Source organism: Streptomyces sp. 796.1, assembly GCF_047525675.1.
Classification (GTDB): Bacteria; Actinomycetota; Actinomycetes; order Streptomycetales; family Streptomycetaceae; genus Streptomyces.
The window spans coordinates 31997-57154 of sequence record NZ_JBLIWA010000010.1 but is presented as its reverse complement, the minus strand read 5'-3'; the positions used below and the strand labels follow the sequence as shown (position 1 = coordinate 57154).

Below are 25158 nucleotides of genomic sequence, written 5' to 3'. Positions count from 1 at the left end.
TTGGGGTGAGCTGCATCCCGGCCTCGGCGTCCCCGCCGTGCTCAGTCCGTTGTCCTGTCATTTCCTGACAGCCCCGGAGTCCGTGCCCGAAGAGGCAGGAGGACCCGGTGGCCGCCGAAGAGGCACCCCCGAGCGAGATCGCCGCGATGCGCCGTGCCATCGCGCTGGCAGCCCGCGGCCTCGGCCACACCCGCCCCAACCCCGTCGTCGGCTGCGTCGTCCTCGACGCCGCAGGCCAGGTCGTCGGCGAAGGCTGGCACCAGCGGGCCGGCGGCCCGCACGCCGAGGTGCACGCCCTGCGCGCGGCCGGCGACCGGGCCCGCGGCGGCACCGCCCTGGTCACCCTGGAACCCTGTAACCACACCGGCCGCACCGGCCCCTGCGCCCAGGCCCTCATCGAGGCCGGCGTGGCCCGCGTCGTCTACGCCGTGCCCGACCCGAACCCGCAGGCCACCGGCGGTGCCGCGACCCTGTCCGGGGCCGGCGTCGCCGTCACCGGCGGCCTGCTCGCCGCCGAGGCCGCCGAGGTCAACGAAGCCTGGCTGACCTCCGTGCGCACCGGCCGCCCGTTCGTGCTGTGGAAGTACGCCGCCACGCTCGACGGGCGCAGCGCGGCGGCCGACGGCACCAGCCGCTGGATCACCTCGCCCGAGGCGCGCGCCGACGTGCACCGGCTGCGCGCCCGGGCCGACGCCGTCGTCGTCGGCTCCGGCACCGCCCGCCAGGACGACCCCCACCTGGCCGTCCGGCACCCCACCCACGAGGGCGAGCCCGCCCAGCCACTGCGGGTGGTCGTCGACACCCACGCCACCGCCGTACGCCCCGGCGCCCGCGTCCTGGACGACGCCGCGCCCACCCTCGTCGCCGTCTCCCACCAGGCCGACGCCCGTCACCTGGACGGGCTGGCCGAAGTGGTCCGGCTGCCGGCCGCGCCGCACGGCCCCGGCCTCGACGTCACCGCACTGCTGGCGGCGCTGTACGCCCGCGACGTGCGATCCGTACTACTCGAAGGCGGCCCGCGACTGGCCGGCGCCTTCATCGCAGCCGGCGCGGTCGACAAGGTCGTCGGCTACCTCGCGCCGGCCCTGCTGGGCGCCGGCCCCGCCGCGCTCGCCGACGCCGGAATCACCACCATCGGACAGGCGTTGCGGCTAGGCGTGACCGACGTCGCCCGCATCGGCCCCGACCTGCGGATGACGGCCCTGCCGCAGCGGCCGAACCATCCCGCCACCTCTCAGGAGAGCTGACTGTGTTCACCGGAATCGTCGAAGAACTGGGTGAGATCGCCGCCATCGAAGAGCTGGGCGATGCACCCGCCGAAACTCCCGAAGCTCTCGAAGCGGCCCCGGCGCGCGCCGCCCGGCTCAGCATCCACGGCCCCAAGGTCACCGCGGACGCCCAGCACGGCGACTCGATCGCCGTCAACGGCGTGTGCCTGACCGTGGTCGCCGTCCAGGACGGCACCTTCACCGCCGACGTGATGGCCGAGACGCTGCACCGCTCCAGCCTCGGCGCGCTCCGCGCCGGCTCGCGGGTCAACCTGGAGCGCCCGATGGCGCTCGGCGGCCGGCTCGGCGGCCACCTCGTCCAGGGCCACGTGGACGGCACCGGCGTGATCACCCACCGGGAGCCGGCCGAGCACTGGGAGGTCGTCACCGTCTCGCTGCCGCCCGAGCTCACCCGCTACGTGGTCGAGAAGGGCTCCATCACCGTCGACGGCATCAGCCTCACCGTCGTCGACGCCGCCACCGACCACTTCACCGTCAGCCTCATCCCCACCACCCTGGCGCTCACCACGCTGGGCCACAAGCAGGTCGGCGACCCGGTCAACCTGGAGGTCGACGTGCTCGCCAAGTACGTGGAACGGCTCCTGGCACACGGCACCGTGCCCGGCGCGCCGACCAGCCCCGCCCAGGGCGCGGCCGACATCCGGGCGGAGGTGGCCCGGTGAGCTGGTGGCAGGAGCTCGCGGACGGGCTCAGCGACGAGGCGTTCACCCTCTTCGGCCAGCACGTCATCTGGTCCGACATGATCGGCAACCTCTTCGGCCTCGGCGCGCTCGCCCTCGGCTGGCGGCGTTCCATGTGGACCTGGCCGGTGCAGTTCGTCGCCGGCGCGGTGCTGGTCACCGCGTACGCCGCCGCCCACCTCAGCGGCGGCCTCGGCAAGCAGCTCCTGGTCATGGCCGTGGCCGCCTGGGGCTGGCGGAAGTGGCACACCGGACGCCAGGACCAGGGCGGCCAGATAGCGGTGCGGTTCGCGAGCTGGCGCGAGCGCGCCGTGCTCGTCGGCGGCACCGCCGCGGGCACGCTCGCCGTCGGCGGCCTGTTCACCGCCGTGCCCGAGCTGTCCTGGAACCCCTGGCCCGACGCCTACATCTTCGTCGGCACGCTCACCGCGATGGTCGCCCAGGCCCGCGGCCTGGTCGAGTTCTGGTTCGCCTGGCTGCTGGTGGACCTGGTCGGCGTCCCGCTCGCCTTCAGCAGTGGCCTGGCCTTCTCCGGCCTGGTCTACGTCGTCTACCTCGCGCTCGTCCTGTGGGGCGCCCGCGACTGGTGGCTGCGCTCGCGCACGGGCGCGCCCGCTCTGGAAGGAGCGCCCGCATGACCGCGTCCGTCAACTGGCACCACCCCGCCGCCGAGCGCGGCGGCACCGCCGGACCCACCCGCCTCGCCCCCCGGGACCTCGCCCTGGACCCGGTGGAGCGGGCGATCAGCGAGATCGCCGCCGGCCGGCCCGTGGTGGTGGTCGACGACGAGAACCGGGAGAACGAGGGCGACCTGATCATCGCGGCCGAAAAGGCCACCCCCGAGGTCGTCGCCTTCATGATGAGCGAGTGCCGCGGCCTGATCTGCGTGCCCCTTGAGGCCACCACCATCGACCGGCTCGACCTGCCGCAGATGGTGGAGCAGAACAGCGAGGCGATGCGTACCGCCTTCACCGTCTCCGTCGACGCGGGCCCCGAGCACGGCGTCACCACCGGCATCTCCGCGGCCGACCGCGCCGCCACCATCCGGCTGCTGGCCAACCCGCACAGCACCGCCACCGACTTCGTCCGCCCCGGCCACGTCTTCCCGCTCCGCGCCCGCGCCGGCGGCGTCCTGGCCCGTAACGGACACACCGAGGCCGGCGTGGACCTCGCCAGGCTCGCCGGGCTGCGCCCCGCCGCCGCCATCGTGGAGATCGCCGGCGAGGACGGGGTCATGCTGCGCCTGCCCGAGCTGGTGCCCTTCGCCCGCAAGCACGGTCTGGCGATCATCTCCATCGAGGACCTGATCGCCTACCGGGCGTCGGCCGAGCCCACCGTCCGCCGCGAGGCCCAGACCCGGCTGCCCACCGCCTTCGGCGACTTCCAGGCGTACGGGTACCGCTCCGCGGTGGACGGCATCGAGCACATCGCGCTGGTCCAGGGCGAGCTGGGCGACGGCGAGGACGTCCTGGTGCGGGTCCACTCCGAGTGCCTGACCGGCGACATCTTCGGCTCTCAGCGGTGCGACTGCGGCCCCCAGCTCCAGGCGTCCCTGGCACGGGTCACCGCCGAGGGCCGCGGCGTCGTGCTCTACCTGCGCGGCCACGAGGGCCGCGGCATCGGGCTGCTGTCCAAGCTGCGCGCGTACGAGCTGCAAGAGCGCGGCCGGGACACCCTGGACGCCAACCTGGAACTCGGGCTGCCCGCCGACGCCCGGGACTACGCGGCGGGCGCCCAGATCCTCACCGACCTCGGGGTCCGCTCGATGCGGTTGATGACCAACAACCCGGACAAGGCCGCCGCCCTCGTCGAACACGGCCTGCGCATCACCGGCCGGGAACCGATGCCGGTCAAGGCCGGTGAGCACAACCTGCGCTACCTGCGCACCAAGCGCGACCGGATGGGCCACGAACTGCCCTGGCTCGACACGGACCAGACCACCACCTGCGACCAGTGACCCCAGCGACAGCCACCGGGCCCCACACCTCCCGGGCCCACCCCGGCACACCCACACCCACCGGGCACCGCCCCGCCACCGCCCCGTACGAACCCGTCCGAAATCCGGAACACCCCGTGCACACCCCTTCTCACCAGGGCCTTCAGCAGCACAGCATGTGAGCGAGCAGGACGCGGGACGGCCCGAAAGCCAGCCAACGCCCGGGCCCGCGGCCCCCGAAGGAACAGCAGCAGCGGCCGTACCGCACGGCAAGAGCACCGCAGCAACCGCAGCACCGCACCAAAGGTTCAGAGCAGCACAACCCCAGCAGCAAGAGAACAGCACAGCAGCACAGCGCACCGAGGAGAGACATGAGCGGCCAAGGCGCCCCCGTACTGTCCGTGAAGAACTGCGGTGACCTGCGGGTCGCCATCGTCGCCGCACAGTGGCACGAGAAGGTGATGGACGGCCTGGTGGACGGCGCGCTGCGCGCGCTGGCCGAGCTCGGCATCGACGAACCCACCCTGGTCCGGGTGCCCGGCAGCTTCGAGCTCCCGGTGGTGGCCAAGGTGCTCGCCGGCCGCGGCTACGACGCGATCGTCGCGCTCGGCGTGGTCATCCGCGGCGGCACCCCGCACTTCGACTACGTGTGCCAGGGCGTCACCCAGGGGCTCACCCAGGTCAGCGTCGACACCGGCGTGCCCATCGGCTTCGGCGTGCTGACCTGCGACGACGAGCAGCAGGCGCTCGATCGGTCCGGGCTGGACGGCTCCCGCGAGGACAAGGGGCACGAGGCCGTCACCGCCGCCGTGGCCACCGCCACCACGCTGCGGACGATCTCCGAACCCTGGCGCTGAACCCGCCCCGGGCACCCCGTAGGCTAGGCACACCATGGCCAACAAGACATTCGAGGAGCTCTTCACCGAGCTCAAGGACAAGGCCGCCACCGGCGACCCCAGCACCTCGCGCACCGCCGAGCTCGTGGGCAAGGGCGTGCATGCCATCGGCAAGAAGGTCGTCGAAGAGGCCGCCGAGGTGTGGATGGCCGCCGAGTACGAGGGCGCCGACGCCACCGCCGAGGAGATCTCGCAGCTCCTGTACCACGTTCAGGTGATGATGGTCGCCCGCGGCATCTCCCTGGACGACGTATACGCTCATCTGTGACGGAGCGCCGCCGTGGCGGACCCCACGGCGGCGCCCGCCGGCGACTCGTCCCGGTCATCCCCGGGCGGGCCCTGCCGCACCGTCCCCCTCACGCCCGCCACGCCCTCCGCAGCGCTCGACCAGCGCGCCGGGCCGGCCCCGCACCGCGCGTACCAGCGGCGCACGCACCGCCGTCGCACTGCACGCACCGCACCGCAACTTGTCGCACAGCCCAGTACAAGCACCGCACCGCACGTAGAGTCCCTGCGTCTCCCGCGCCGTCTCGCGAAAAGGAAGCCCATCCCATGCTGCGCATTGCCGTCCCCAACAAGGGTTCACTGTCCGAGCCTGCGTCGGCGATGCTCCATGAGGCCGGCTACCGACAGCGCAAGGACCGACGCGAGCTGGTCCTGGTGGACAGCGCCAACGAGGTCGAGTTCTTCTTCCTGCGCCCCCGCGACATCGCCGTCTACGTCGGCTCGGGCCGTCTCGACATCGGCATCACCGGCCGTGACCTGCTGCTCGACTCCGGCTCCCAGGCCGAGGAGATCATGCAGCTCGGCTTCGCCGGCTCCACCTTCCGCTACGCGACGCGCCCCGGCACCGCCACCGACGTGCGCGAGTTCGACGGCATGACCGTCGCCACCTCCTTCTCCGGGCTGGTCACCAAGCACCTCGCCGACCACGGCGTGGACGCCGCCGTGGTGCACCTGGACGGGGCCGTCGAGACGGCCATCCAGCTCGGCGTCGCGGAGATCATCGCCGACGTCGTGGAGACCGGCACCACGCTGCGCAACGCCGGCCTCGAAATCATCGGCGAGCCGATCCTGGAGTCCGAGGCGGTCGTCATCCGCCGCGCCGGCGAGTCCGTGGACGACCCGAAGGTGCAACAGTTCCTGCGCCGCATGCAGGGCGTGCTGGTCGCCCGCAGGTACGTGATGATGGACTACGACATCCGGGTGGAGCACGTGGAGCGGGCCGTGGCCCTCACCCCGGGGCTCCAGTCGCCCACCGTCTCCCCGCTGCACCACGAAGGCTGGGTCGCCGTCCGCTCGATGGTCCCCTCGAACGAGGCGCAGAAGATCATGGACGAGCTGTACGACCTGGGCGCCCGCGCCATCTTGACCACCGGCATCCACGCCTGCCGCCTGTGACCGTCTCCGCATCCCACCGATGCACCCGCGCGTGGCCCGCACCTTCGGCCACCCGCGGGCCCGCCGGGGGCGCCGGCCACCAGCCGGCCCCGCGGCGCCCCACCCAGCACACCTGAGAGGCCAGCCCCGTGTCCGCCCCCGCGCCCCAGCCCGAGCTGCCGATCACCTTCCGTCCGACCCGCACCCGGGTCGTCCTGCTGGCCGTCGGCATCCTGCTGTTCGTCACCCTGCTGGCCATCGCGCTGGCCCTGCCGAGCCTGAGCCCCGGCGAGCGGATCAGCTTCATCTTCACCGGCGTGCTCTTCTGCGGCGTGCTCGCGCTGCTCGCCAGGCCCAAGGTGGTCGCCGAGCGGGACGGGGTGACCGTCACCAACCTGACCACCGTACGGCGCCTTGAGTGGCCCGAAATCCTCAAGGTCAACCTCCGGCCGGGTGACCCCTGGGTCTTCCTCGACCTCGCCGACGGCACCAGTCTGCCCGTCCTCGGCATCCAGCCCGGCATCGCGAAGGCGCAGGCGATCGACGACGCGCGGGCGCTGCGGGCGCTCGCCGAGACCTACGGCACCGGCGACCACACCCGCTGACGGCCCTGCCCCAGGCGACTCCTCCTTGATTACTCTGGTGCCGGGGCGCGTCCCGCGCCCCGCCCTCCGGTGGCAGCGCGCGCCGTGCGCGTGCCCGGAGGGGCACCTGCGACCCGAGGAGTGAATTCCTCCGCCGATGGACGGTTCGTCCTGTAGTACCCGCGCCGCCTCGCCACGTTCCCGGGAGGCGGCGGCATGAGCCTCACCGTCTCCCTCGCGCTGCTCGCCGCGGCGTTCTTCCTCATCCTCGCCAACGGCTTCTTCGTCGCCGCCGAGTTCGGCCTGGTCACGGTGGAGCGGGCGGACGCGGAGCGGGCCGCGGCCGGCGGCGACCGCCGGGCCGCCACCGTGGTCAGCGCGCTGCGGGAGCTCTCGTTCCAACTCTCCGGAACCCAACTCGGCATCACCATCACCTCGTTGGTGGTCGGCATGCTCGCCGAGCCCGCCCTCGGCCACCTGCTGACCGGCCCGCTGACCGCGACCGGCGTCCCCGCCGGCGCCGTGCCCGGCCTCGCCGTGGTGGTGGGGATGCTGGTGGCCTCCGCCGCGCAGATGGTCATCGGCGAGCTGGTGCCCAAGAACTGGGCGGTCTCCCGCCCGCTCCAGGTCGCCCGCTTCGTCGCCGGCCCGCAGCACGCCTTCGCCCGCTTCTTCCGCCCGCTGATCGCGCTGCTCAACACGGTGGCCAACCGGCTGGTGCGGACCCTGGGGGTGGAGCCGACCGAGGAGCTGGCCTCGGCCCGTACCCCCGGCGAACTCGTCTCGTTGGCCCGGCACTCGGCGCAGGCGGGCGCCATCGAGCAGGACACCGCCGACCTGTTCGTACGCACCCTCTCGCTGGCCGGGCTCACCGCCCAGCACGTGATGACGCCGCGACTGCGGGTCAGCGCCCTGCACGCGACGGCCACCGGCCAGGACGTGCTGAACCTGACCCGGGCCACTGGCCTGTCCCGCTTCCCGGTCTACCGCGAGCGGCTGGACGAGGTGATCGGCATGGTGCACCTCAAGGACGCGCTCGCCATACCGGCGGGCGACCGGCTGCACACGCCGGTCGACGCCATCGCCCAACCGCCCCTCCTGGTGCCCATGACGCTGCCGGTGCAACTGCTGCTCAAGCAGTTGCGCAGCGACCAGCCGATCGCCGTGGTGGTGGACGAGTACGGCGGCACGGCCGGCGTCGTCACGCTGGAGGACATCGTGGAGGAGCTCGTCGGCGAGGTGCGCGACGAGCACGACGCGGCCGACCTGCCGGAGCTGGTCCAGATCGCCGGCGAGGACGGCCGACTGGTGTGGGAGGCCGACGGGAGCTGTCGTGTGGACACCCTGCTGCGGATCGGGCTCGCCGCCCCGGACGGCCCGTACGAGACCGCCGCCGGCCTGGTGGCCGGGGTGCTCGGGCGGATTCCCGCGGTGGGTGACACCGTCGAGCTGCCCGGTGGCTGGAAGTTGGCCGTCCGCCAGGTGGGCCACCACCGGGCGGAGCGGGTGCGCATCGTCCGTACGGTGCTGCCGCCGGCCGTGCTGCCGGCCCCGGCCGCGCCCGGTAGCCAGCTCGCCAGGACCGGGGCGGCCTCCGCGGCCCGCGGTGCGGCGGGCGTCGAGCCCGGGCCGCTGGCCCCCACCGGCGCGGCGGAGCGCCCGCCGGTGGACGGCGCGGCCGTCCTCGACACCGGCGGTACGGTCCGTGCCGAGTGCGCCCCGGCCGCGCGGGGGACCGGCCGATGAGCGTGCTGCAACTGCTGTTCGCGCTGCTCCTGGTGCTCGCCAACGGCTTCTTCGTGGGCGCCGAATTCGCCCTGGTCTCCGTCCGCCGCAGCCAGATCGAGCCGCAGGCGGCGGCCGGTTCGAGCCGCGCGCGCACCGTGCTGACCGGCCTGGAGAACCTGCCGCAGATGATGGCCGCCGCGCAGTTCGGCATCACGGTCTGCTCGCTGACGCTGGGCGCCGTGGCCGAGCCGACCGTGGCCCGCCTCCTGGAGCCGGCCTTCCACGCCGTCCACCTGCCGCACGCGCTCATCCACCCGCTGGGGTACGCCATCGCGCTGGCCGCCGTGGTCTGTCTGCACCTGGTCATCGGCGAGATGGTGCCGAAGAACCTGGCGATGGCGGCCCCGGAGCTGACCGCGCTGTGGCTGGCGCCCGGCCTGGTCACCTTCGCCCGGCTGTGCCGCCCGGTGACCGCGTTCTTCGGCACCTGCGCGCACCTCGTACTGCGGCTCTTCCGCGTGGAGCCGAAGGACGAGGTGGAGGCGGTCTTCACCAGCGAGCAGCTCACCCACTTGATCGCCGACTCCCGGCAGGCGGGGTTGCTCGCCCCCGACGAGCAGGAGCGGCTGGCGGACGCGCTCGTGCTCGGCACCCGCCCGGTCACCGAGGTGCTGCTCGACCCGGCGACGCTGGTGACCGTCGATCCCGCGGTCACCCCCCGACAGGTCGAGGAGCTGACCGTACGCACCGGCTACTCGCGCTTCCCGGTGCGCGGCCCCGGCGGCGCCTTCATGGGCTACCTGCACGTGAAGGACGTACTCGACCTGGAGGAGCGGGAGCGCGCCGTGCCGCAGCACGTGTGGCGGCGGATCCACACGCTCCGGGCCGAACTGCCGCTGGACGACGCGCTGACCGTGCTGCGCCGGGCAGCGGCCCACCTGGCGGCGGTCAGCGACGCGTCGGGCCGGGTGATCGGGCTCGTCGCCCTGGAGGACGTGTTGGAGATGCTGGTGGGCGAGGTGCACGACCCCGCGCACCGCTCATCGGCGCCCGCCGCGCGCGGCTGACCACCCCGGGCCGGTGGCACCCGCCGCCGGCCCGGGCCCGGCCGCACGCACCTCGCACCACAGCCCCGGCCGCCCGGCCCCTCCCGCTCAGCCGAACGGCGGGTCCTTGCGGTGCCGGTCGGTCGGGCCCCGCCCGGACAGCACCTCGCCGTACGCCTGCATCAGGTCCGGCAGCCGCAAGGTGGCCAGGTCCTCACGCTCGGGTGTGCCGCTCCAGCCGGAGAGCCGCAGGTCACGGTAGGCGCAGCTCTTCTCGTACAGGGTGCGGAGGAAGCGGCCGTTGCCGAGCTCGTCGATCCAGCCCTGGTCCACCACGTGGCCGCTGATGCTGCGCAATTCCTCCACGGCCTCCTCGTCCCACCGGTCGCCGTTCTCGGCCGCCAGCACCTCGCCGATGGCGGTCAGCTCCGGCGGCCGGTAGCTCGGGAAGTCCACCCGGGTGGTGAAGCGGGAGCCGAGGCCGGGGTTGGCCGCCAGCAGCCGGTCCATGCCCTCCGGGTAGCCGGCGAGGATGACCACCAGCCGGTCCCGGTTGTCCTCGGCGCGCTTGAGCAGCACCTGGAGCGCCTCGTCGCCGTACGCGTCGCCCTTGGAGTAGCCGGAGTTGGAGAGGCTGTACGCCTCGTCCACGAAGAGCACGCCGCCCAGCGCCGAGTCGATCAGCTCGTTCGCCTTGACCGCGGTCTGGCCCAGGTACTCGCCGACCAGGTCCGCCCGGCCGGCCTCCACCAGGTGGTCGCCGCCGAGCAGCCCGAGCGCGTAGAAGACCCGGCCCAGGATGCGGGCCACGGTGGTCTTGCCGGTGCCGGAGGGGCCGGAGAAGACGAAGTGGCGCTTGGGCGGCTGGACTGGCAGCCCCTGTCCGGTGCGCAGCCGGGCCATCCGTAACTGCGCGGAGAGCGCCCGCACCTGACGTTTGACCGGCTCAAGGCCGACCATCCGGTCTAGTTCCTTCAGGGCGTCGGCGAGCAGCGCGGGGTCGGCGGGGCCCGGCGGTGGGCCCGCAGCGGCCGGGCCGGACGCCGACGCCCGGTGCCGCGGCCCGTCGGGGACCCGGGGCGTGCCGCCGAGCGTGGGGTCGGGGCCGGTCCGCAGCTCCCGCCCGTCGGCCGGGTCCAGGGTGGGCGCCGGGTCGCCCTCGATGCCGTCCGTGGCGTCCTGCCCGGCGCCGGCCAGCGAGACCGGGGCCAGGTCCGGGCCGTCCTCGAAGCCGTCGGACTCGGCGATGGCGGCCAGCCGGGCGGCGGTGTCCATGAAGGTGGCGTCGATGCGGTGCACCGCCCGGTACAGCGGCAGGGCCGCCGCGCTGCGCCCGATGCCCTCGTGCGCGCGGGCCAGCCAGTAGCGCAACTCCTTGCGCTGCGGCTGCTCGCTGCGGCACCGCATCAGCGCGGCGGACAGCAGTGGCTCCGCCTGCCCGTACATCTCAAGGCGCACCCGGGCCATGCCGCCGAACAGTCCGGCCTCGATGCCGAGCAGCGGGTCCTGGAGCAGCGGTTCGGTGTGCCGTACGAGCTGGTCCCAGTCCTTGACCAGATAGGCCCGGCAGGCGTGCAGGAAGCGGGCCTGCGGATCGGCCTCGACCGGCGGGCAGCCGGCGAGCGCCCGGTCGAGCTCGGGCACGTGTCGGCCGTCGAGCCAGTGCGAGGCGTGCGCGAGCAGCAGGTCACGGCCGCTCTCCAGGACCGGCTGCACCCACCAGCCGAGCCAGTACCAGGAATTGAGTGAGCGTCGGTGCCGGCTGCGCTGCTCGCCGAACCGGTCGCGGTGCCGGTACATGCGCAGCAGCGCGGTCGCGGTGTCGGCGCGCAGCGCGTGGAGGCCGAGCCAGCCGTCGGCCATGCCCGGATCGAGCTCGACCGCGGTCCGGAATTCCTCCTCGGCCTGCGGATACGCGCCCATCGTGTAGGCGTCGACGCCGCGCAGCCAGGCGAGATCGGCCGGGGCCTGCGAGCCCTGGATGCCGAAATCCATCACATCCCCCACAAACCGAGCCCCCGTGGTGTGGCGCCGGGCGGGTGCCCGGTCGCCGCCTTGCCGAACCGCCATGCCATGACCGGGGATTGGCCAGTGTGCAAGTGCGTCCGCCCGTCGGCTGCACTGTTGGGCATCGTACCTGCGAAGACGGTGCTGGCCGAAGGGTGCGCACGGCTGTTCGTCCGGGAAGGGCGTGATCCGGTCGGTGCCCCGGGCCGTTCCGGAACCGCATGGACCGATTCCGGAAGTGGTCACCCAGGGTGAGCATGGAGTGTCACAAAGCGCGCAAATCGCAGGGCGGAGAATGGACGAAGCCCCCGATCACGGGGGAACAATCGGGGGCTTCGCGTAGTAGGGCGACCCGTACGAGTCGCACATTGAGAACGTAAGACCTGTATGGCCCCCAGGTCAAGCGGAGTTGGAGCACTTGTCCGACCGGGTCGGGGCGTGGGAGCTGACCGGGGCGGTGTCGTTCACGCAGAGTGATGCTGATGGTGGCTCATGCGGTGGCTCCTGGCCCCGGCAGCACCACGTACCCCTCCGGTCCCACATCCTGCTGGCGGACCAGGGCGTCGGCGTACGGGCGCGAGGGGTCGGCGGCGAAATGTGCCTGCTCCGCGGGCACCCAACCGGCCCAGAATTCGGACATCTCGGGTCCGTCCCGCCGTTGCCCCCGGCCCCAGGAGTCGCGCGCGTCCCGTTCCATCCACAGCAGGCACGCCAGGAACGGCCGCACGGCCCGTCGCCCCGCCCCCACGCCCTCGACCAGCACCACCGGGGCCACCGGCAGCGTGCGCCGGGTGGCGAAGCGGCGGGCGTGCCAGTCGTAGACCTCGTACGAGGCGTCGACGCCGCGCGCCAGCGGCCCGAGCACCTGCTCGTGCAGGCGCGCCGACCAGTCGAAGAGCGCGGCGTGGCTGGCCAGGTCGTCGGTGTGCAGCACGGGCGCCCCGCCGAGCGCGGCGGCCAGTCGGCCCGCGAAGGTCGACTTGCCCGACCCCGCGTGGCCGTCGACGGCGATCAGCCGGACCGGGCCGCAGGACGGGGGCAGGGCGTGCAGGCGCGCGGCGAGTGCGGCGAGTGCGGGATCGGTGCGGTGGTTCACCGGCTCACCCTACGGGCGGGGCGCGCGGCGGGCGGCCCGGTGCGCTGCGGGGCGCGACGTGCATCGAACGCGCCGTCGGTCGCGTCACTGGCCCTGGGCGAGGCGAAGCGGTCATAGTGGGGCCATCTGTCGTGCACCTGACGTCGCATCGGATGACTGGGGGTTTCCCACCATGAGCAGACGCACCCCACGGCGTACGCTCCTCACCGCAGCGCTCGGCGTCACCGCCGGCCTGGCCGCGGTCTCACCGGCCCGGGGCGCGGACCGCCCGCGGGGCACCGCGGCGACGGCCGCCACCATCGGTTCGACCGTCTCGAACCGCTCCTGGTCGAGCGGCCTCGACTGGCGCACCGGCGCGGCCCGCGGCGTACGGGTCCGCGACGGTCTGCGCCCCGGCATCGCCCTGGCCGAACCCGCCGGCACCACCGACTACACCGACCCACACACCGGCACCACCGCCCGCTGGGAGTACGCCACCTGGACCAGCCCGGTGCACACCCTGCCCACGCCGGCCAACGAGGTCATCGCCTCCTGGAACGCGCACACCCCCCAGGGCAGCTGGCTCCAGGTCGAACTGCGGGTCGGGTACACCGACGGGACCGTCAGCCCCTGGTACGTGATGGGCCGCTGGGCGGCGGGCGACACGGACATCCGGCGGACCTCCGTCGACGGGCAGGGCGACACGAAGACCAGCGTCTCCACCGACACGCTGGCCGTGGACGCGGAACCGGCCGCCGCGGGGCTGCGGATCGCCGCCTACCGGCTGCGCCTCACGCTGCACCGCCGCCCCGGCACGTCGCTGTCGCCGCTGGTGTGGCGGGTGGGCGCGATGGGCTCCAACGTCCCCGACCGGTTCACCGTGCCCGCCTCCGAGCCCGGCATCGCCACCGGCCGTGAGCTGACCGTGCCGCGCTACTCGCAGGAGATCCACAAGGGCCAGTACCCGGAGTACGACAACGGCGGCGAGGCGTGGTGCAGCCCCACCTCGTCGCAGATGATCATCGAGTACTGGGGCCGCAAGCCCAGCAGCAAGGACCTCGCCTGGGTCGACCCGGCCTACGCCGACCCCCAGGTCTGCCACGCCGCCCGGTACACCTTCGACTACCAGTACCAGGGCTGCGGCAACTGGCCCTTCAACGCCGCCTACGCCGCCACCTACCGGGACCTGGCCGGCGTCGTCACCCGACTGGACTCCCTCACCGACGCCGAGACGCTGATCGCCGCCGGCATCCCCCTGATCACCTCGCAGTCCTTCCTGCCGACCGAACTGACCGGAGCCGGCTACGGCACGGCCGGCCACCTGATGACCGTCACCGGCTTCACGGCCGATGGCGACGTGGTCGCGGGCGACCCGGCGAGCGAGAGCAACGCCGCGGTGCGCCGCGTCTACCGGCGACGAGAGTTCGAAAACATCTGGCTGCGCACCAAGCGCTACAACGCCTCCGGCAAGGTCGTGGGCGGCACCGGCGGCGTCTGCTACGTGTACTTCCCGGCCCGGCCGACCTTCCGACAGCTCTGGGCGCTGCGGGCGGTGGGGATCTCCTGCTGAGCGGTGGGGCTCGGGGCGCAGCCTCCTCGATGGCGTGACGGGTGGCGCCCGCTTGACGTCGGCTGACCCGGGCCGGTGAGATCCGTCGGCATGTGCTCAAGCCGGGGCGCGAAGCCATCGACGTTCCGGGCAATGGCCGCGAGAACCGAAGGCAGCGCTCGCCGGGCCCGTTTCTGCCCGGTCGGGCGGCATCGCAGCAGCCGCGGCGCTAGCGGGGCGCCGGCTGGTCCGTAACGGTGAAATGCGCCGGCCCGTGCTAAAGCCGCAGCGCGAACCTTTCGATGCTCCGGGCGAGGGCCACGAGATCAGATGCGGCGCCGGCCAGCTCGGTCAATCCGGGCTGTGCGGCATTGCGGCAGGGCTCCGTCAATTCGCTGCGGCTGCGGCGTGCTCGACTTCGACCAGTGCTCGCGCAGGGCAGCACGCTGCTTGAGCGGGACCGAGGGCACGAACGTCCGTAGGCGTAGCGGTACCAACATCTTTGTCGTGTTGCCGGCATGGCCGCCCTTCCTGGAGCGGCTGCGCTTCGTCGCCGCATGTCAGCTCATCTCGCGGCACACCGCCTCACCCCGCGACGTATCCCGCAAGAACTCCGAAACGAAGGAAGCAGTCATGGCCGGAATCAGTGCAGCGCAACAGCACCAAGAGGACCTGGAAGTCGCGCTGTGGGACGCGCCTTCGCCCCGGCCGGAGGCATCCGCAAGGTACGAGGTCGCTGCGGTCGACGCCGACGGAAACGACCAGGCAGTGGGCAACAAGGCGGCGGGGGACGGCAGTTCGCTGCCCGATCTGGGGCCCCTGTCGGCATTCGGTACGTGGGAGTCGGTAGCCTCCACCATCATGCACAGGGCCGTGGCGATCAGCGACTTCAACCCGGAGAGCGAGGTATTCGACCCGGTCTCCTGGAACAACTATCTCCAGAAGTTCTCCACGATGCCGTTCTTCCTGTCCTATACGTCCGACCAACGCGATGCGAACATCTCCTCGCTCTCGCTGGAAAAGGGCGTCAACGCGGTGGATGACCTGCTCAAGAACATCCTGGCGCCGGCGGCCTGGGAAGGCGTTCTGACGTCCATCCAGAAGATCGGCCAACTGGCGTTGGAGAGCGAAGGAAAGACGCAGAAGCAGAGCAACCAGCAGACCGGTGTCCTCTCACGCCGCAGCAGCCGGCTCTATCTCGGAGTCGTCCGGACCATGGTGGAGATGAAATACAAGTCGGGCAAGGGGTACGAGCAGCTAGAACAGACGATCGTGGTCCGCCGCGGCTATGGCGAACTCGACTTCGAAAAGTGCAAGCGCAGCGCCAGCAAGATCCTTGAGTGGGATAGCAAGAACGTCGACGAATGGGAGAAGGGGACGGGCAGCTACCATAAGCCGCCCAACAACAGCCCAGCCTGGGGCAAGTAGGCCGGCGGAAGCCCCACCCGGGGTGCGCAGGCCAATGCACGACCCTTTCGCGATTTCCAGCGGACCCCCCGGGGCAGGACCCATGTCCAGGAGATCCACGTTCCCCGAGAAGGCAGCGCCGTTCTCCGCGAATGCGCAGCCTCTCCAGCGGGCGCCGGCATCGACCTTCACCCAGGTCCTCTTCGACAACCTCGGTCAGACGGAGGGCGGTTACGCCTTCCTCCGCGAGCACGGGCGCGAGCAGTTCGTGAGCTGGTCGGAGCTGTCGCGGGAGGCCCTGCGCCGGGGGCGCCGGCTGCTCCGGGGCGGCTGGCGCAAGGGGGAGCGCATCGCCCTCGTCATCCCCGATGAGCAGGAGTTCGTGTTCACCTTCCTGGGTGCGGTCGCGGTGGGCGTCGTCCCGGTGCCCCTCTATCCGCCCACGGGCTTCGGCGCGTTCGAGGCGTACTGCGAGGGCGCCACCGCCATCCTCCGCACGGCGGGGGCCACCGCGCTCGTACTGCCGAGGAGTCTGGTGGACCGGTTGGAACCGCTCTTCCGCGCGGTCGCTGGCCTACGGGCCATCGTTGCGGAGGAGTTGTTCACCACCCCTTCGATGGGGCGGGTGCCCAGGCCCGAGGCGATCCTCCCGGACGACGTGATGTTCGTGCAGTTCACCTCGGAGAGCACGGCGGTCCCTAGGGGAGTGCAGGTCACGCACGCCAACGTGCTCGCCAACTGCGCGGCCATCATCAGTGCCCTGCGCCTCGAACGCGGCCGGGACCGGGGCGTGAGCTGGTTGCCCATGTACCACGACATGGGGCTGATCGGCTTCGTACTGGCGCCGTTGATCGCGCGCTGCCCGGTGAGCTTCCTCCCGACGCTGCGCTTCGCGTTCGCCCCGGGCCGCTGGCTGGAGACGGTGAGCCGGCACCGTGCGACCGTGACCTTCGCCCCCAACTTCGCCCTGTCGCTGGCCGTCGCACACACGCCGCCGGCGGAGCTCCAGCGGCTGGACCTGTCCTGCTTGCGGGTCGTGGGCTGCGGCGCCGAGCCCAACCACCCCGAGACGCTGCGCTCCTTCGCGGCGCACTTCGCGCCGGCCGGGCTGCGGCCGGGGGCGGTGGTGCCGTGTTACGGCATGGCGGAGGCGACGCTTGCCATGTCGTTCTGCGAGATCGGAGTCCCGGTCGCCCCGGACGTCATCCAGCGGGAGCCGTACCACGCGAGCGGCCTGGCGCGGCCGGCGCCGGCGGCGGGGCCAGACCAGGCAGCGGGCGCCACCGGGGCCCAGATGGCCTTCGTGCCCTGCGGACGCCCCATCGCCGGTCACCGCCTCCTGATCGTGGACGAGGAGGGGAAGCCGCTCCCCGAGCGGCACGTCGGCGAAGTGGTCTTCCACGGGCCGAGCGTGGCTGCGGGCTACCAGGGGGACGCGGAGGCGACCCGCCGGAGCTTCACGGCGCACGGCCTGCGTACGGGGGACTGCGGATACCTGGCGGCAGGCACCCTCTATGTGACGGGCCGCAAGAAGGACCTGCTGATCATCAACGGGCGCAACCACGATCCCCAGTCGGTGGAGTGGGCCGCGGCCGAGGCGGCCGGCCTGCGGCAAGGCAGCGTCGTGGCCTTCACCCGGCCAGGACGGGCCACCGAAGAAGTGGTGATCGTCGCCGAACTCCGCGACGGGGACGCCGCTGCGGTCGCCCGACAGATCCGCGGCCACATCCAGACGGAACTGTCCCTGCCCGTGGGGGACGTCCTCCTGGTGAAGCCCGGGGAGCTGCCCAAGACCTCCAGCGGCAAGGTCAAGCGGAGCGCCACCCGACAGCGGTACCTCCAGGGCCGGTGGCGTGCCCTCCCGAGCGAGCTGAAGACTCATTCGTACCCCCTCGACGAGGAACAGCCATGAGCACCCGTACGAACCACCCCCAGCTACCCCCGCACGAGCGGGCGCGGCTGTACGCCCTGATCCACGAGAAGCTGGACCTCGGCGGCGAGGATTGGCCCGATGAGGTCAACGGCACCACCGTGGTGCGGGAGTTGCCGGGGGTCGACTCCCTCAAGCTGCTCCGCCTGCTGGGCGCGATCGAGTTGGACTTCCGGGTCAACCTGGGCTTCGAGGCCATCCCCCAGGTGCAGACCGTGCAGGACGTCGAGCGGCTGATCTGCACCTCACGCGCGTCGCGCGATGCGGCCCGCGATGCGCACACCCCGAGCGCCGGAGGGCGACCGTGAGCGCGCTGACCCAGGGCCAGGCGCGGTACGAGGCGTTGCAGATCGCCCTGTGGGCGGCGGGCCCACGGACGCTCTCGTGGGAGGTGCTGGAGAAGCTCGGGTTGCTGGGCGACGACAGCGACCACGAAGCGGGCGTGGGCAACGCCTACGGCGGGGACAGCAGGGGGCTGCCCAGCCTGGGGCCGCTGGAGCCCTTCGGCTCGTGGCAGTCCGTGGCCGCCACCATCCTGCGCAAGGCCGAGCACTCCGCCGGTTTCGACCATTCGTCCACGGTCTTCGACCCCGTCCAGTGGGTCACCTTCCGGGATCAGTTCGAGACGATGCCGTTCCTCACCGGCATCACCGACGACAGCTACGTCGCCGCCATCTCCGCACTCTCCCTGCGGCCGGCCATCTCGGCGGTGACCGAGCTGATCGGCGGTCTGGTGACGTCGGACACGCTCACCGCCGTCATCAACTCCATCAAGAAGATCGGCCAGTTGGCGGTCGAGAACGAGAGGCGGGAGCAGAAGAACAGCAATGTGCAGCAGGGGGTCCTGACCGTGGTGCGCGGCGAGCTGCGCCTTGGGCTGCTCAGGACCACGGTTCAGATGGTGTACCGGTCGGGCAAGGGGTACGAGCAGCTCAACCAGAAGATCACCGTCAACCGCCTATTCGGGAGCCTCGACTACGACAAGTGCATCCGGAACGCCGGGACGCTGCTGGAGTGGGACAGGCGGGACGTGGACGAGTGGGTGAACGGCACCTGTAGCTTCCCGTTCCCCCGCAACACCAGTCCTGCCTGGGACAACTGAGGGGACGGCGGGGCGCGGCGCGGGCCGGCATCGGGCGGGCCCGCACCGGCGCGGCGCTGGGGGAGCGGACGGCGGGGGGGATGGGGCGGCGGTGGTGCGGGGCTGGGGCGCCGGGTGGCGCCGGGCCGCACGCCGAGGCGTTCGTGGGGGGATCGGGCGCGGCGCACCAGAGCGCGGTGGGCGGGGAAGTGGCGGGAAAGCGCCAAGAGGGGAACGCTCGTACGACGAAAAGTGGCCGCGCATGGAAACTCCTCGGCCACGGCGCTGTATTGAGACGCCACGTGCGTACCTGTGAGCCTCCTCTACCTCATCAGGCCCACTTCACACGCGCACCAGGCGACGGAGCCACCCTGAGCACGGCAGAATTCCCCCTGGCCCGCGGCCAGATGCGGATCGTAGATTTCCGTTTGCGTCTTCCCTTCGAACGAGCGATCAGTAATGTCTGCTCAGCAACGGCGCGCGGAGCCGGATCACATTCCCCGGGAGAGGCGGAGATTACCGATGGAGTGGGCCGTAGTGAGGCGCGAGGCGTGACCGCGGGGCCGAGTGGAAGACAGGACGGCGATCCCTACGGCCTGGGGCCGGGCAGCGAAGAGGACCGGCTTCGGCGCTTCGCCACGATCTGGAGCCGGGCCGTCCGCCCGGCCACGGCAACGCCCATGGCGGAGCGCGAGTTCGAGGAGTACCTGGTGCCGCTCGCGCGCCGGCTCGCTCACGCGCTGCGCACCATGCCGCTGGACACCCGGCCCGCCTACGAGGTGGGGCAGGCGCTCGTCGCGGCGCGGTGTTACGACGCGGGCGCACTGCCCCTGACGCTCGGGGTGCTCGACGCGTACCTGGTGCTCTACTGCCCGCCCGACCGCCCGATGCTGGCCGAGGAGAGCCGGGCCCGCTGCGCCAGGCTCCAGCACGCGGTGGCCGCCGGCTTCGCGCACGCGCTCAGCGAACGGGCCAAGGGCGAGCAGGAGTCGGCCTCCCGCGAGGCGCTGGCCGCCCGGGCCGCCGCCGAACAGGCCCTGCACGCCAGCGAGGCGCGCTTCCAGGCGGTCTTCGACGGCGCGGTGATCGGCGTCGGCGTGGCCGACCTGGAGGGTCAGGTGCTGCTCGTGAACGACGCGGTGGCCCGGATGTTCGGCCGCCCCGGCGACCACCTGCTGGGCGAGAACGTGGCGGACTGGGCGCACCCCGAGGACGTCCCGACGGCCATGGAGGTCTACCAGGAGCTGATCACCGGCCAGCGCGAGCACTTCCGGATGGAGAAGCCGTACTACCGCGGCGACGGCAGCGTGCTGTGGACCAACCTGACGGTCACGCTGCTGCGGGACGAATCGGGGGCGCCGCAGTACCAGTTGGCGCTGATGGAGGACATCACCGAACAGCGCAGGCTGCGCGACCGACTGCGGTACGAGGCCACGCACGACGAGTTGACCGGGCTGCCCAACCGCACCCTCTTCTTCGAGCGCCTGGACGAGGCGGTGTCGGCCACCGTCACCCGCACGCCCGCTGCCGACACGGCGGCTCCGACGGCCACCTCCGCCTCCGTGGGCGCCTCTGCCCCCGCGGCACCTTCCGCGTCCACCGCCCCTTCCGCGTCCACGGTGCCCGTCGCCGCCTCCGTCCCGTCCGCCCCGGTCGAGGCGGAGCCGATACCCGAGCCCCCTGCCGACGCCATTCCCCTTCCGTCCGCACCACCCGCCGGCGAGATACCCGCCGGCGGAACACGCCCGGATGAGCCCCCCACCCCCGTTCCCGCGACGGAAGCCCGCTCCGACGCCCATGCCCAGGCCGACGCCGAAGCCCCCGCGTCCGGTGGGTCCGGCGCGGACCCCGGCTCCGCGTCCGGCTCCGCCGCCGGCCGGCCGGCCCCGAGCATCGCCGAATCCGGCAAGTTCGGCATGTGCTACGTGGACCTGGACGGCTTCCGCGCCGTCAACGACAGCCTCGGTCACGCCGTCGGCGACCACCTGCTGATCGCCGTGGCCGAGCGCCTCCAGACGTGTCTGACCCAGCCGTCGCAGATCGTGGCCCGCCCCGGCGGCGATGAGTTCTTCGCCCTGACCGTCGGCCCGACCGCGCCCAGGGACGCCGTCGACCTCGCCGAACGGATGCTCCAGGCGCTCGCCGAGCCGGTCCGGATCAAGGGCCGTGACCTGCTGGTGCGGGCCAGCATCGGGGTCGCGAGCGGCGTGCGCGGCGAGACCACCAGGGCCGCCGTGCTGCGCAGCGTCGACATCGCCATGTACCGGGCGAAGGCGGCGGGCGGCAACCGGTACGAGGTGGCCGACGCGGCCTCCGACGCCCGGGTCATCGCTCGGCACAGCCTCACCAACGGGCTGCCGGCGGCGCTGGAGAACGGCGAGTTCTTCATCGAGTACCAGCCGCTGGTGCGCCTTGAGGACGGTACGGTGCGCGGCGCCGAGGCCCTGGTGCGCTGGCTGCACCCGGTGCACGGGGTGCTCGGGCCCGACCAGTTCATCGCGCTGGCCGAGAACACCGGGCTGATCGTGCCGCTCGGGCGCTGGGTGCTGGCCGAGGCCGCCCGCCAGGCCAGGGCCTGGCGCGACGCGGGCTGCGGCGCCGAGCCGTTACGCGTCAACGTCAACCTCTCGCCCTGCCAGCTCCGCTACCCGGACCTGGTCGCCGACACCGTCGCCGTACTGGAGAACGCAGGGCTCGAACCGGCGGCGCTGTGCCTCGAAGTGACCGAGAACGACCTGATCGGCGCGGACGAGGAGGCGCTTCGCCCGCTGCGGCAACTCGCCGAGATGGGCGTGGACATCGCCCTGGACGACTTCGGCACCGGCTACTCCAACCTCGCCTACCTGCGCCGGCTGCCGGTCAGCACGCTCAAGCTGGACCGGTCGTTCACGCTCGGCATGCAGAGCGATCCGGCCGACCCGGTGGACGTGAAGATCGTGGAGGGCATCGTGTCGCTGGCGCACACGCTCAACCTCGCGGTCACCGTCGAAGGCGTGGAGACCGGTTCCCAGGCGGAGCACCTGCGGATGCTCGGCTGTGACACCGCCCAGGGCTGGTACTACGCCCGCCCCGGCCCGCCCGATCGCCTCCACCAACTGGCCCTGACGGATGCCGCGGGCGGCTGACCCCGCCCGCTCGGCCCCGCCCGCAACCCCCGCGCCGGCCCCGCCCACCCCCGACCCTGCCTGCCCGCCGGCCCCGCCCACCGGGCGCCCGTAGCCGAGCGGGTCCGTACGGAGTGTGGGCGGGGGCCGGCCCGCTACCGGGCTGAGCGGCTGACGCGCCGTCCACGCCAGCCGCCGTCTCATGGGCGTCGACCCGCGCCGACGCCTGCCGTCCGGGGAGCGGTTCACCCGTCGAGTGTGCGCCGCTCCTCCTCGCTGAGCAGCCGGGAGCGGATCAGGAAGCGCACGCCCTCGGGGGCCTCCACCGAGAACCCGCTGCCCCGCCCCGGCACGACGTCCACCGTCAGATGTGTGTGGCGCCACCGCTCGAACTGCTGGCCCGCCATCCAGAAGTCGATCCGCTCGGCCACCCCGGCCACCACGAGCGAGGCGAGCAGCACATCGGACGAGCCGGTACGGAACTCGCCGCGCGGATAGCACATGGGCGCGCTGCCGTCGCAACATCCGCCGGACTGGTGGAACATGAGCGGCCCGTGCATCGCGGTGAGCCTGCGCAGCAGCTCCTGCGCGGCCTCGGTCAACGCGACGCGCGAGACCCCGTACGGCTCCCTCATCCCGTCCCCTCCCTCGCCCGCGCGGCCCGGCCTACGGGCAGTCCGGCCTACGGACAGCCCGCCGTGCATCGGGCGCGCCCGAGCCACCCCGAGGCCGTTCGGGGACACCTAACCCCGCCCGGGGTTGCGCGATGGTTGCACGGGGCGTGCGGCCAGGTCCGCGGGCGCGGGGCCGGCGTTCGGGCGCGCCGAGTACGAATCCGCGCCTACGAGTGCGCGTACGGCACCGCGCCCCGGCCGTCCCGATCCTCGTCACCCGGCCCGGCCCACCGTCAGACGTTCCACAGGGTTATGACGCAATGGGAGTAGGCGCGCCGCGGGGCGGTCATTACGTTGTGTCCACGACAAGAGGGCGTGGTTCGGCCCCTGTCATCTCCCTCTCCTTCCCCCCCGCATGTTCGTTCTGAGACGAGGTGCCCCCGTGAGCCGTGCACGACGTACCCTCAGCCTGCTGGCCGGCTGTCTGGCCCTGTCACTGGGTTCGGGCCCGCTGGCCCAGGCCGATCCCGCGCCGCGGGACGAGGCCGCCGCCGCGCCCTTCTGCTACGACGAGCCGTCGCAGCCCACCGCCGACGTGAGCGACCTCAAGGCCGCGTTCACCGGGGCCAACTGGATGCGCACCCTCCAGGCCATGTACCAACGGCGCTGGCCCAGCGGCGAGAAGCTGGCCATAGCGCAGGCCAAGGACCAGTACTGGGACCAGTTCGTCAACAAGCGGAGCTTCAACGGGTTCGCCGAGTCGATGATGGTGGCCATCCACGAGGAGACCCACATGTGGGACCTCGACCCGTCCCGTACCAAGTGGGACGTGTCGATCGCGGCCTGGATCAACGGCTCCCAGCAGGCCATGCAGGTGCCGGTGCACGGCGGGTTCCCGCGCAAGGAGATCCTGCCGCTGATCAAGGACCGGCTCACCGCGTCCATGGACGACACCTACCTGCGGGACCGCACGCAGGGCGAGTACCGCTTGCAGGGCGTGCTGGCCGAGCAGAACGCCGGGCTGACGGGGCTGCCGGCCGTCACCGTGGTGCACGAGTTCATCAAGGGCGTCGGCGCCAGCAACGCCCGCGACATCGCCGCCACCAACCTGCGCTACCTGCTGCTCTACCTGCGGGTGGCCAAGGACAGGCACCCCGACTACTGGGCCAAGATCAAGGCCGAGCCCAAGCTGCGCGAGCTGGTGTTGACCCAGTTCCTGCGGACGGCCTACTGGTTGGAGAAGTCGGCGCCGTACACCGGGGTGGTCGGCGGCCCCGACGCGGACAAGATCACCAAGACCAACTACGCGCCGGAGAACATCGCCGTCCTGGAGGAGTTCACCGGCCGCAAGGTGCGGGTGGACGCGCAGCGGCACTGCACCGCGGATTGATCCGCAGCCCCGGTCGCCGTGTCCCCGACCGGTGATCGGGGCGTGCCGCACGGGCGACCGCCGGGCCGGGCCCTGGCCCGGCGGTCGCCGCTGGACCACCGCCGCGACGGCCGGCCGGCGGCCCGGTGCGACCAGGTGGGTGGCCCCGGTCGAACCGCGCCGCCCGGCGCCGTCGGCCCGGCCCGGGTCAGCCAGGCCGAGGCCCAGGTCAAGGCCCCCATGAGGCCCCCGGTCGGACCGGTCGGAGTGTCGGTCACGGACCGGTCAGGGCCTCGGCCGTGGGGTCGGGTGCGGCCGGTGCGGTGGCGGGCGGCCAGCGTCGGTCGGCGAGCACCGGGAAGGCGTCCCGGACCCGTGCGACGATCCCCGGATCGACCTCGCAGCGGGTCACCCCCTCGTCCGTACCGGCCTCGACCAACACCGTGCCCCAGGGGTCGACCACCCGGCTGTGCCCGCCCAGTTCGACCCCGTCGCCCTGGACGCCCACCGCGTTGCAGGCGATCAGCAGGACCTGTTGCTCCACGGCCCGGGCGGTGGTGAACAGCCGCCAGTGCTCGCGCCGCGCGGCCGGCCAGGCGGCCGGGGTGATCACGGTCTGCGCCCCGCGGTCCACCAGGTCCCGCCACAACTCGGGGAAACGCAGGTCGTAGCAGGTGGTGGCGGCTACCTGGCCCCACGGCGCGGCGGCCACGGTGAGCCGGTCGCCCGGGGTCAACAGCGCCGCCTCGCGCGAGGCGTGCCCGAAGACGTGCACCTTGCGGTACGTGTGCACCAGCGACCCGTCGGGCGCCAGCAGTACGGCGGTGTTGAACAGCCGCCCCTGCGCGTCGCGTTCGACCACGCTGCCCAGGTGCAGATGGGACCCGAGCTCCTTGGCCCAGGCGCGCGCCGCGGTCACGGTCGGGCCGGTGAGCGACTCGGCGTACGCGGCGTAGCGGTCGAAGGCGAAGTATCCAGGCGCCCAGAGCTCGGGGAGCACGACCAGGTCGGCTCCCGCGGCTGCGGCGACCATCCGGCCCACTCGGGCCCTGCGGTCGGCGGGGGACTCGTCGGCGGGGCTGGCCACCTGGACCAGTGCGATCTTCATGCGGTACTCCCTGGGCTGGCCGCGGCGGCGCCCACGGAAGACGCGCACCGTGCGGGCGGGCCACGCGGCGGCGGCACCGACACCGGCGGCGTCCGGGCGTCGGCGGTGTGGGCTGGGGCGCGGGCTCGGACTTGGGCGTGGGCATGGCTCGGGCATGGCTTGGGCTGAGGCTTGGGCTTGAGCTCGGTGAACAACCTTATGTACGCCATGTATACGTTCCGCCTACGAGCGGCACAAGAGCGCCTGGCGGCAACGCCGTTGGGCTCCGGGGGCGCGGCTCAGTCGAGGCCCACGAGCCGCGCGAGTGGGGTGGGCGTACGGGCTCGGCGCGCGGGTCACGCGCGGCGCGCCGGTCTGCTCCGGACGCCGAGTCAT

At 72.7% G+C, this 25158-nt stretch carries 21 protein-coding genes; 17 read left to right on the top strand and 4 right to left on the bottom strand.

All coding sequences use genetic code 11. The features are described 5' to 3' along the window. Positions 1 to 146 precede the first annotated feature (146 nt). The 10 genes from ribD to ACMA1D_RS09125 all read left to right on the top strand — a co-directional run bounded on the left by ribD (position 147) and on the right by ACMA1D_RS09125 (position 9560). The gene (gene ribD, locus ACMA1D_RS09170; RefSeq protein WP_414723449.1) at positions 147 to 1247 is read left to right on the top strand and encodes a bifunctional diaminohydroxyphosphoribosylaminopyrimidine deaminase/5-amino-6-(5-phosphoribosylamino)uracil reductase RibD; all 1101 of its coding nucleotides are present in this window, start codon (positions 147 to 149) and stop codon (positions 1245 to 1247) included. Positions 1248 to 1249: 2 nt separating this feature from the next. Next, positions 1250 to 1951 carry a riboflavin synthase gene (locus ACMA1D_RS09165; RefSeq protein WP_414723368.1) on the top strand — a complete coding sequence of 234 codons (702 nt, stop codon included), beginning with the start codon at positions 1250 to 1252 and terminating at the stop codon, positions 1949 to 1951. Continuing rightward, positions 1948 to 2607, top strand: coding sequence for a nicotinamide mononucleotide transporter family protein (locus tag ACMA1D_RS09160; protein ID WP_414723367.1), 660 nt, complete (start codon positions 1948 to 1950; stop codon positions 2605 to 2607). The genes ACMA1D_RS09165 and ACMA1D_RS09160 overlap by 4 nt, the downstream gene beginning before the upstream one ends. After that, entirely contained in the window at positions 2604 to 3926 is a 1323-nt protein-coding gene (locus ACMA1D_RS09155) for a bifunctional 3,4-dihydroxy-2-butanone-4-phosphate synthase/GTP cyclohydrolase II (RefSeq protein ID WP_414723366.1), read from the top strand. The genes ACMA1D_RS09160 and ACMA1D_RS09155 overlap by 4 nt, the downstream gene beginning before the upstream one ends. A gap of 350 nt (positions 3927 to 4276) precedes the next feature. After that, positions 4277 to 4762: a 6,7-dimethyl-8-ribityllumazine synthase gene (gene ribH / locus ACMA1D_RS09150; protein WP_414723365.1), complete on the top strand. Its 486-nt coding sequence runs from the start codon at positions 4277 to 4279 to the stop codon at positions 4760 to 4762. 34 nt (positions 4763 to 4796) lie between these two features. After that, on the top strand, positions 4797 to 5069 hold the full coding sequence (locus tag ACMA1D_RS09145; RefSeq protein WP_349991867.1) for a phosphoribosyl-ATP diphosphatase: 273 nt from the start codon (positions 4797 to 4799) through the stop codon (positions 5067 to 5069). A gap of 284 nt (positions 5070 to 5353) precedes the next feature. Beyond that, a complete protein-coding gene (gene hisG / locus ACMA1D_RS09140) occupies positions 5354 to 6202 on the top strand; it encodes an ATP phosphoribosyltransferase (protein WP_414723364.1) in 849 nt (282 codons plus the stop codon). Between the two features lie 128 nt (positions 6203 to 6330). Continuing rightward, positions 6331 to 6786: a PH domain-containing protein gene (locus ACMA1D_RS09135; protein ID WP_414723363.1), complete on the top strand. Its 456-nt coding sequence runs from the start codon at positions 6331 to 6333 to the stop codon at positions 6784 to 6786. A gap of 195 nt (positions 6787 to 6981) precedes the next feature. Next, positions 6982 to 8511 carry a hemolysin family protein gene (locus ACMA1D_RS09130; protein ID WP_414723362.1) on the top strand — a complete coding sequence of 510 codons (1530 nt, stop codon included), beginning with the start codon at positions 6982 to 6984 and terminating at the stop codon, positions 8509 to 8511. Beyond that, positions 8508 to 9560 carry a hemolysin family protein gene (locus ACMA1D_RS09125; RefSeq protein WP_414723361.1) on the top strand — a complete coding sequence of 351 codons (1053 nt, stop codon included), beginning with the start codon at positions 8508 to 8510 and terminating at the stop codon, positions 9558 to 9560. The genes ACMA1D_RS09130 and ACMA1D_RS09125 overlap by 4 nt, the downstream gene beginning before the upstream one ends. An 87-nt stretch (positions 9561 to 9647) precedes the next feature. Here the strand turns inward: ACMA1D_RS09125 and ACMA1D_RS09120 are convergent, their stop codons facing one another. Then, the gene (locus tag ACMA1D_RS09120; RefSeq protein ID WP_414723360.1) at positions 9648 to 11534 is read right to left on the bottom strand and encodes an AAA family ATPase; all 1887 of its coding nucleotides are present in this window, start codon (positions 11532 to 11534) and stop codon (positions 9648 to 9650) included. Between the two features lie 502 nt (positions 11535 to 12036). Next, positions 12037 to 12642, bottom strand: coding sequence for a uridine kinase family protein (locus ACMA1D_RS09115; RefSeq protein WP_414723359.1), 606 nt, complete (start codon positions 12640 to 12642; stop codon positions 12037 to 12039). Positions 12643 to 12814: 172 nt separating this feature from the next. On the opposite strand from ACMA1D_RS09115, the gene ACMA1D_RS09110 reads away from it, so the two are divergent. From ACMA1D_RS09110 to ACMA1D_RS09085, 6 genes are all read left to right on the top strand, one after another. Then, positions 12815 to 14191: a peptidase C39 family protein gene (locus ACMA1D_RS09110; protein ID WP_414723358.1), complete on the top strand. Its 1377-nt coding sequence runs from the start codon at positions 12815 to 12817 to the stop codon at positions 14189 to 14191. A gap of 486 nt (positions 14192 to 14677) precedes the next feature. Further along, complete coding sequence (locus ACMA1D_RS09105) at positions 14678 to 15598, top strand: hypothetical protein (RefSeq protein ID WP_414723357.1); 921 nt, start codon at positions 14678 to 14680, stop codon at positions 15596 to 15598. Between the two features lie 82 nt (positions 15599 to 15680). Then, on the top strand, positions 15681 to 17489 hold the full coding sequence (locus tag ACMA1D_RS09100) for an AMP-binding protein (protein ID WP_414723356.1): 1809 nt from the start codon (positions 15681 to 15683) through the stop codon (positions 17487 to 17489). Next, positions 17486 to 17815 (top strand): acyl carrier protein, encoded by a 330-nt coding sequence (locus ACMA1D_RS09095; protein ID WP_414723355.1) that lies wholly within the window; start codon positions 17486 to 17488, stop codon positions 17813 to 17815. The genes ACMA1D_RS09100 and ACMA1D_RS09095 overlap by 4 nt, the downstream gene beginning before the upstream one ends. Next, positions 17812 to 18609 (top strand): hypothetical protein, encoded by a 798-nt coding sequence (locus tag ACMA1D_RS09090; protein ID WP_414723354.1) that lies wholly within the window; start codon positions 17812 to 17814, stop codon positions 18607 to 18609. Before ACMA1D_RS09095 ends, ACMA1D_RS09090 begins: the two co-directional genes overlap by 4 nt. Before the next feature lie 659 nt (positions 18610 to 19268). Next, positions 19269 to 21713, top strand: a complete 2445-nt coding sequence (locus tag ACMA1D_RS09085; RefSeq protein ID WP_414723353.1) for an EAL domain-containing protein — start codon at positions 19269 to 19271, stop codon at positions 21711 to 21713. 224 nt (positions 21714 to 21937) lie between these two features. Here the strand turns inward: ACMA1D_RS09085 and ACMA1D_RS09080 are convergent, their stop codons facing one another. Further along, complete coding sequence (locus ACMA1D_RS09080; protein ID WP_414723352.1) at positions 21938 to 22327, bottom strand: DUF779 domain-containing protein; 390 nt, start codon at positions 22325 to 22327, stop codon at positions 21938 to 21940. Between the two features lie 421 nt (positions 22328 to 22748). Here ACMA1D_RS09080 and ACMA1D_RS09075 point away from each other — a divergent pair, with 421 nt between their 5' ends. Further along, the gene (locus tag ACMA1D_RS09075) at positions 22749 to 23696 is read left to right on the top strand and encodes a hypothetical protein (RefSeq protein WP_414723351.1); all 948 of its coding nucleotides are present in this window, start codon (positions 22749 to 22751) and stop codon (positions 23694 to 23696) included. 253 nt (positions 23697 to 23949) lie between these two features. Here ACMA1D_RS09075 and ACMA1D_RS09070 read toward each other — a convergent pair whose 3' ends face one another. After that, positions 23950 to 24783, bottom strand: a complete 834-nt coding sequence (locus ACMA1D_RS09070; protein WP_414723350.1) for a carbon-nitrogen family hydrolase — start codon at positions 24781 to 24783, stop codon at positions 23950 to 23952. Positions 24784 to 25158: the final 375 nt, after the last annotated feature.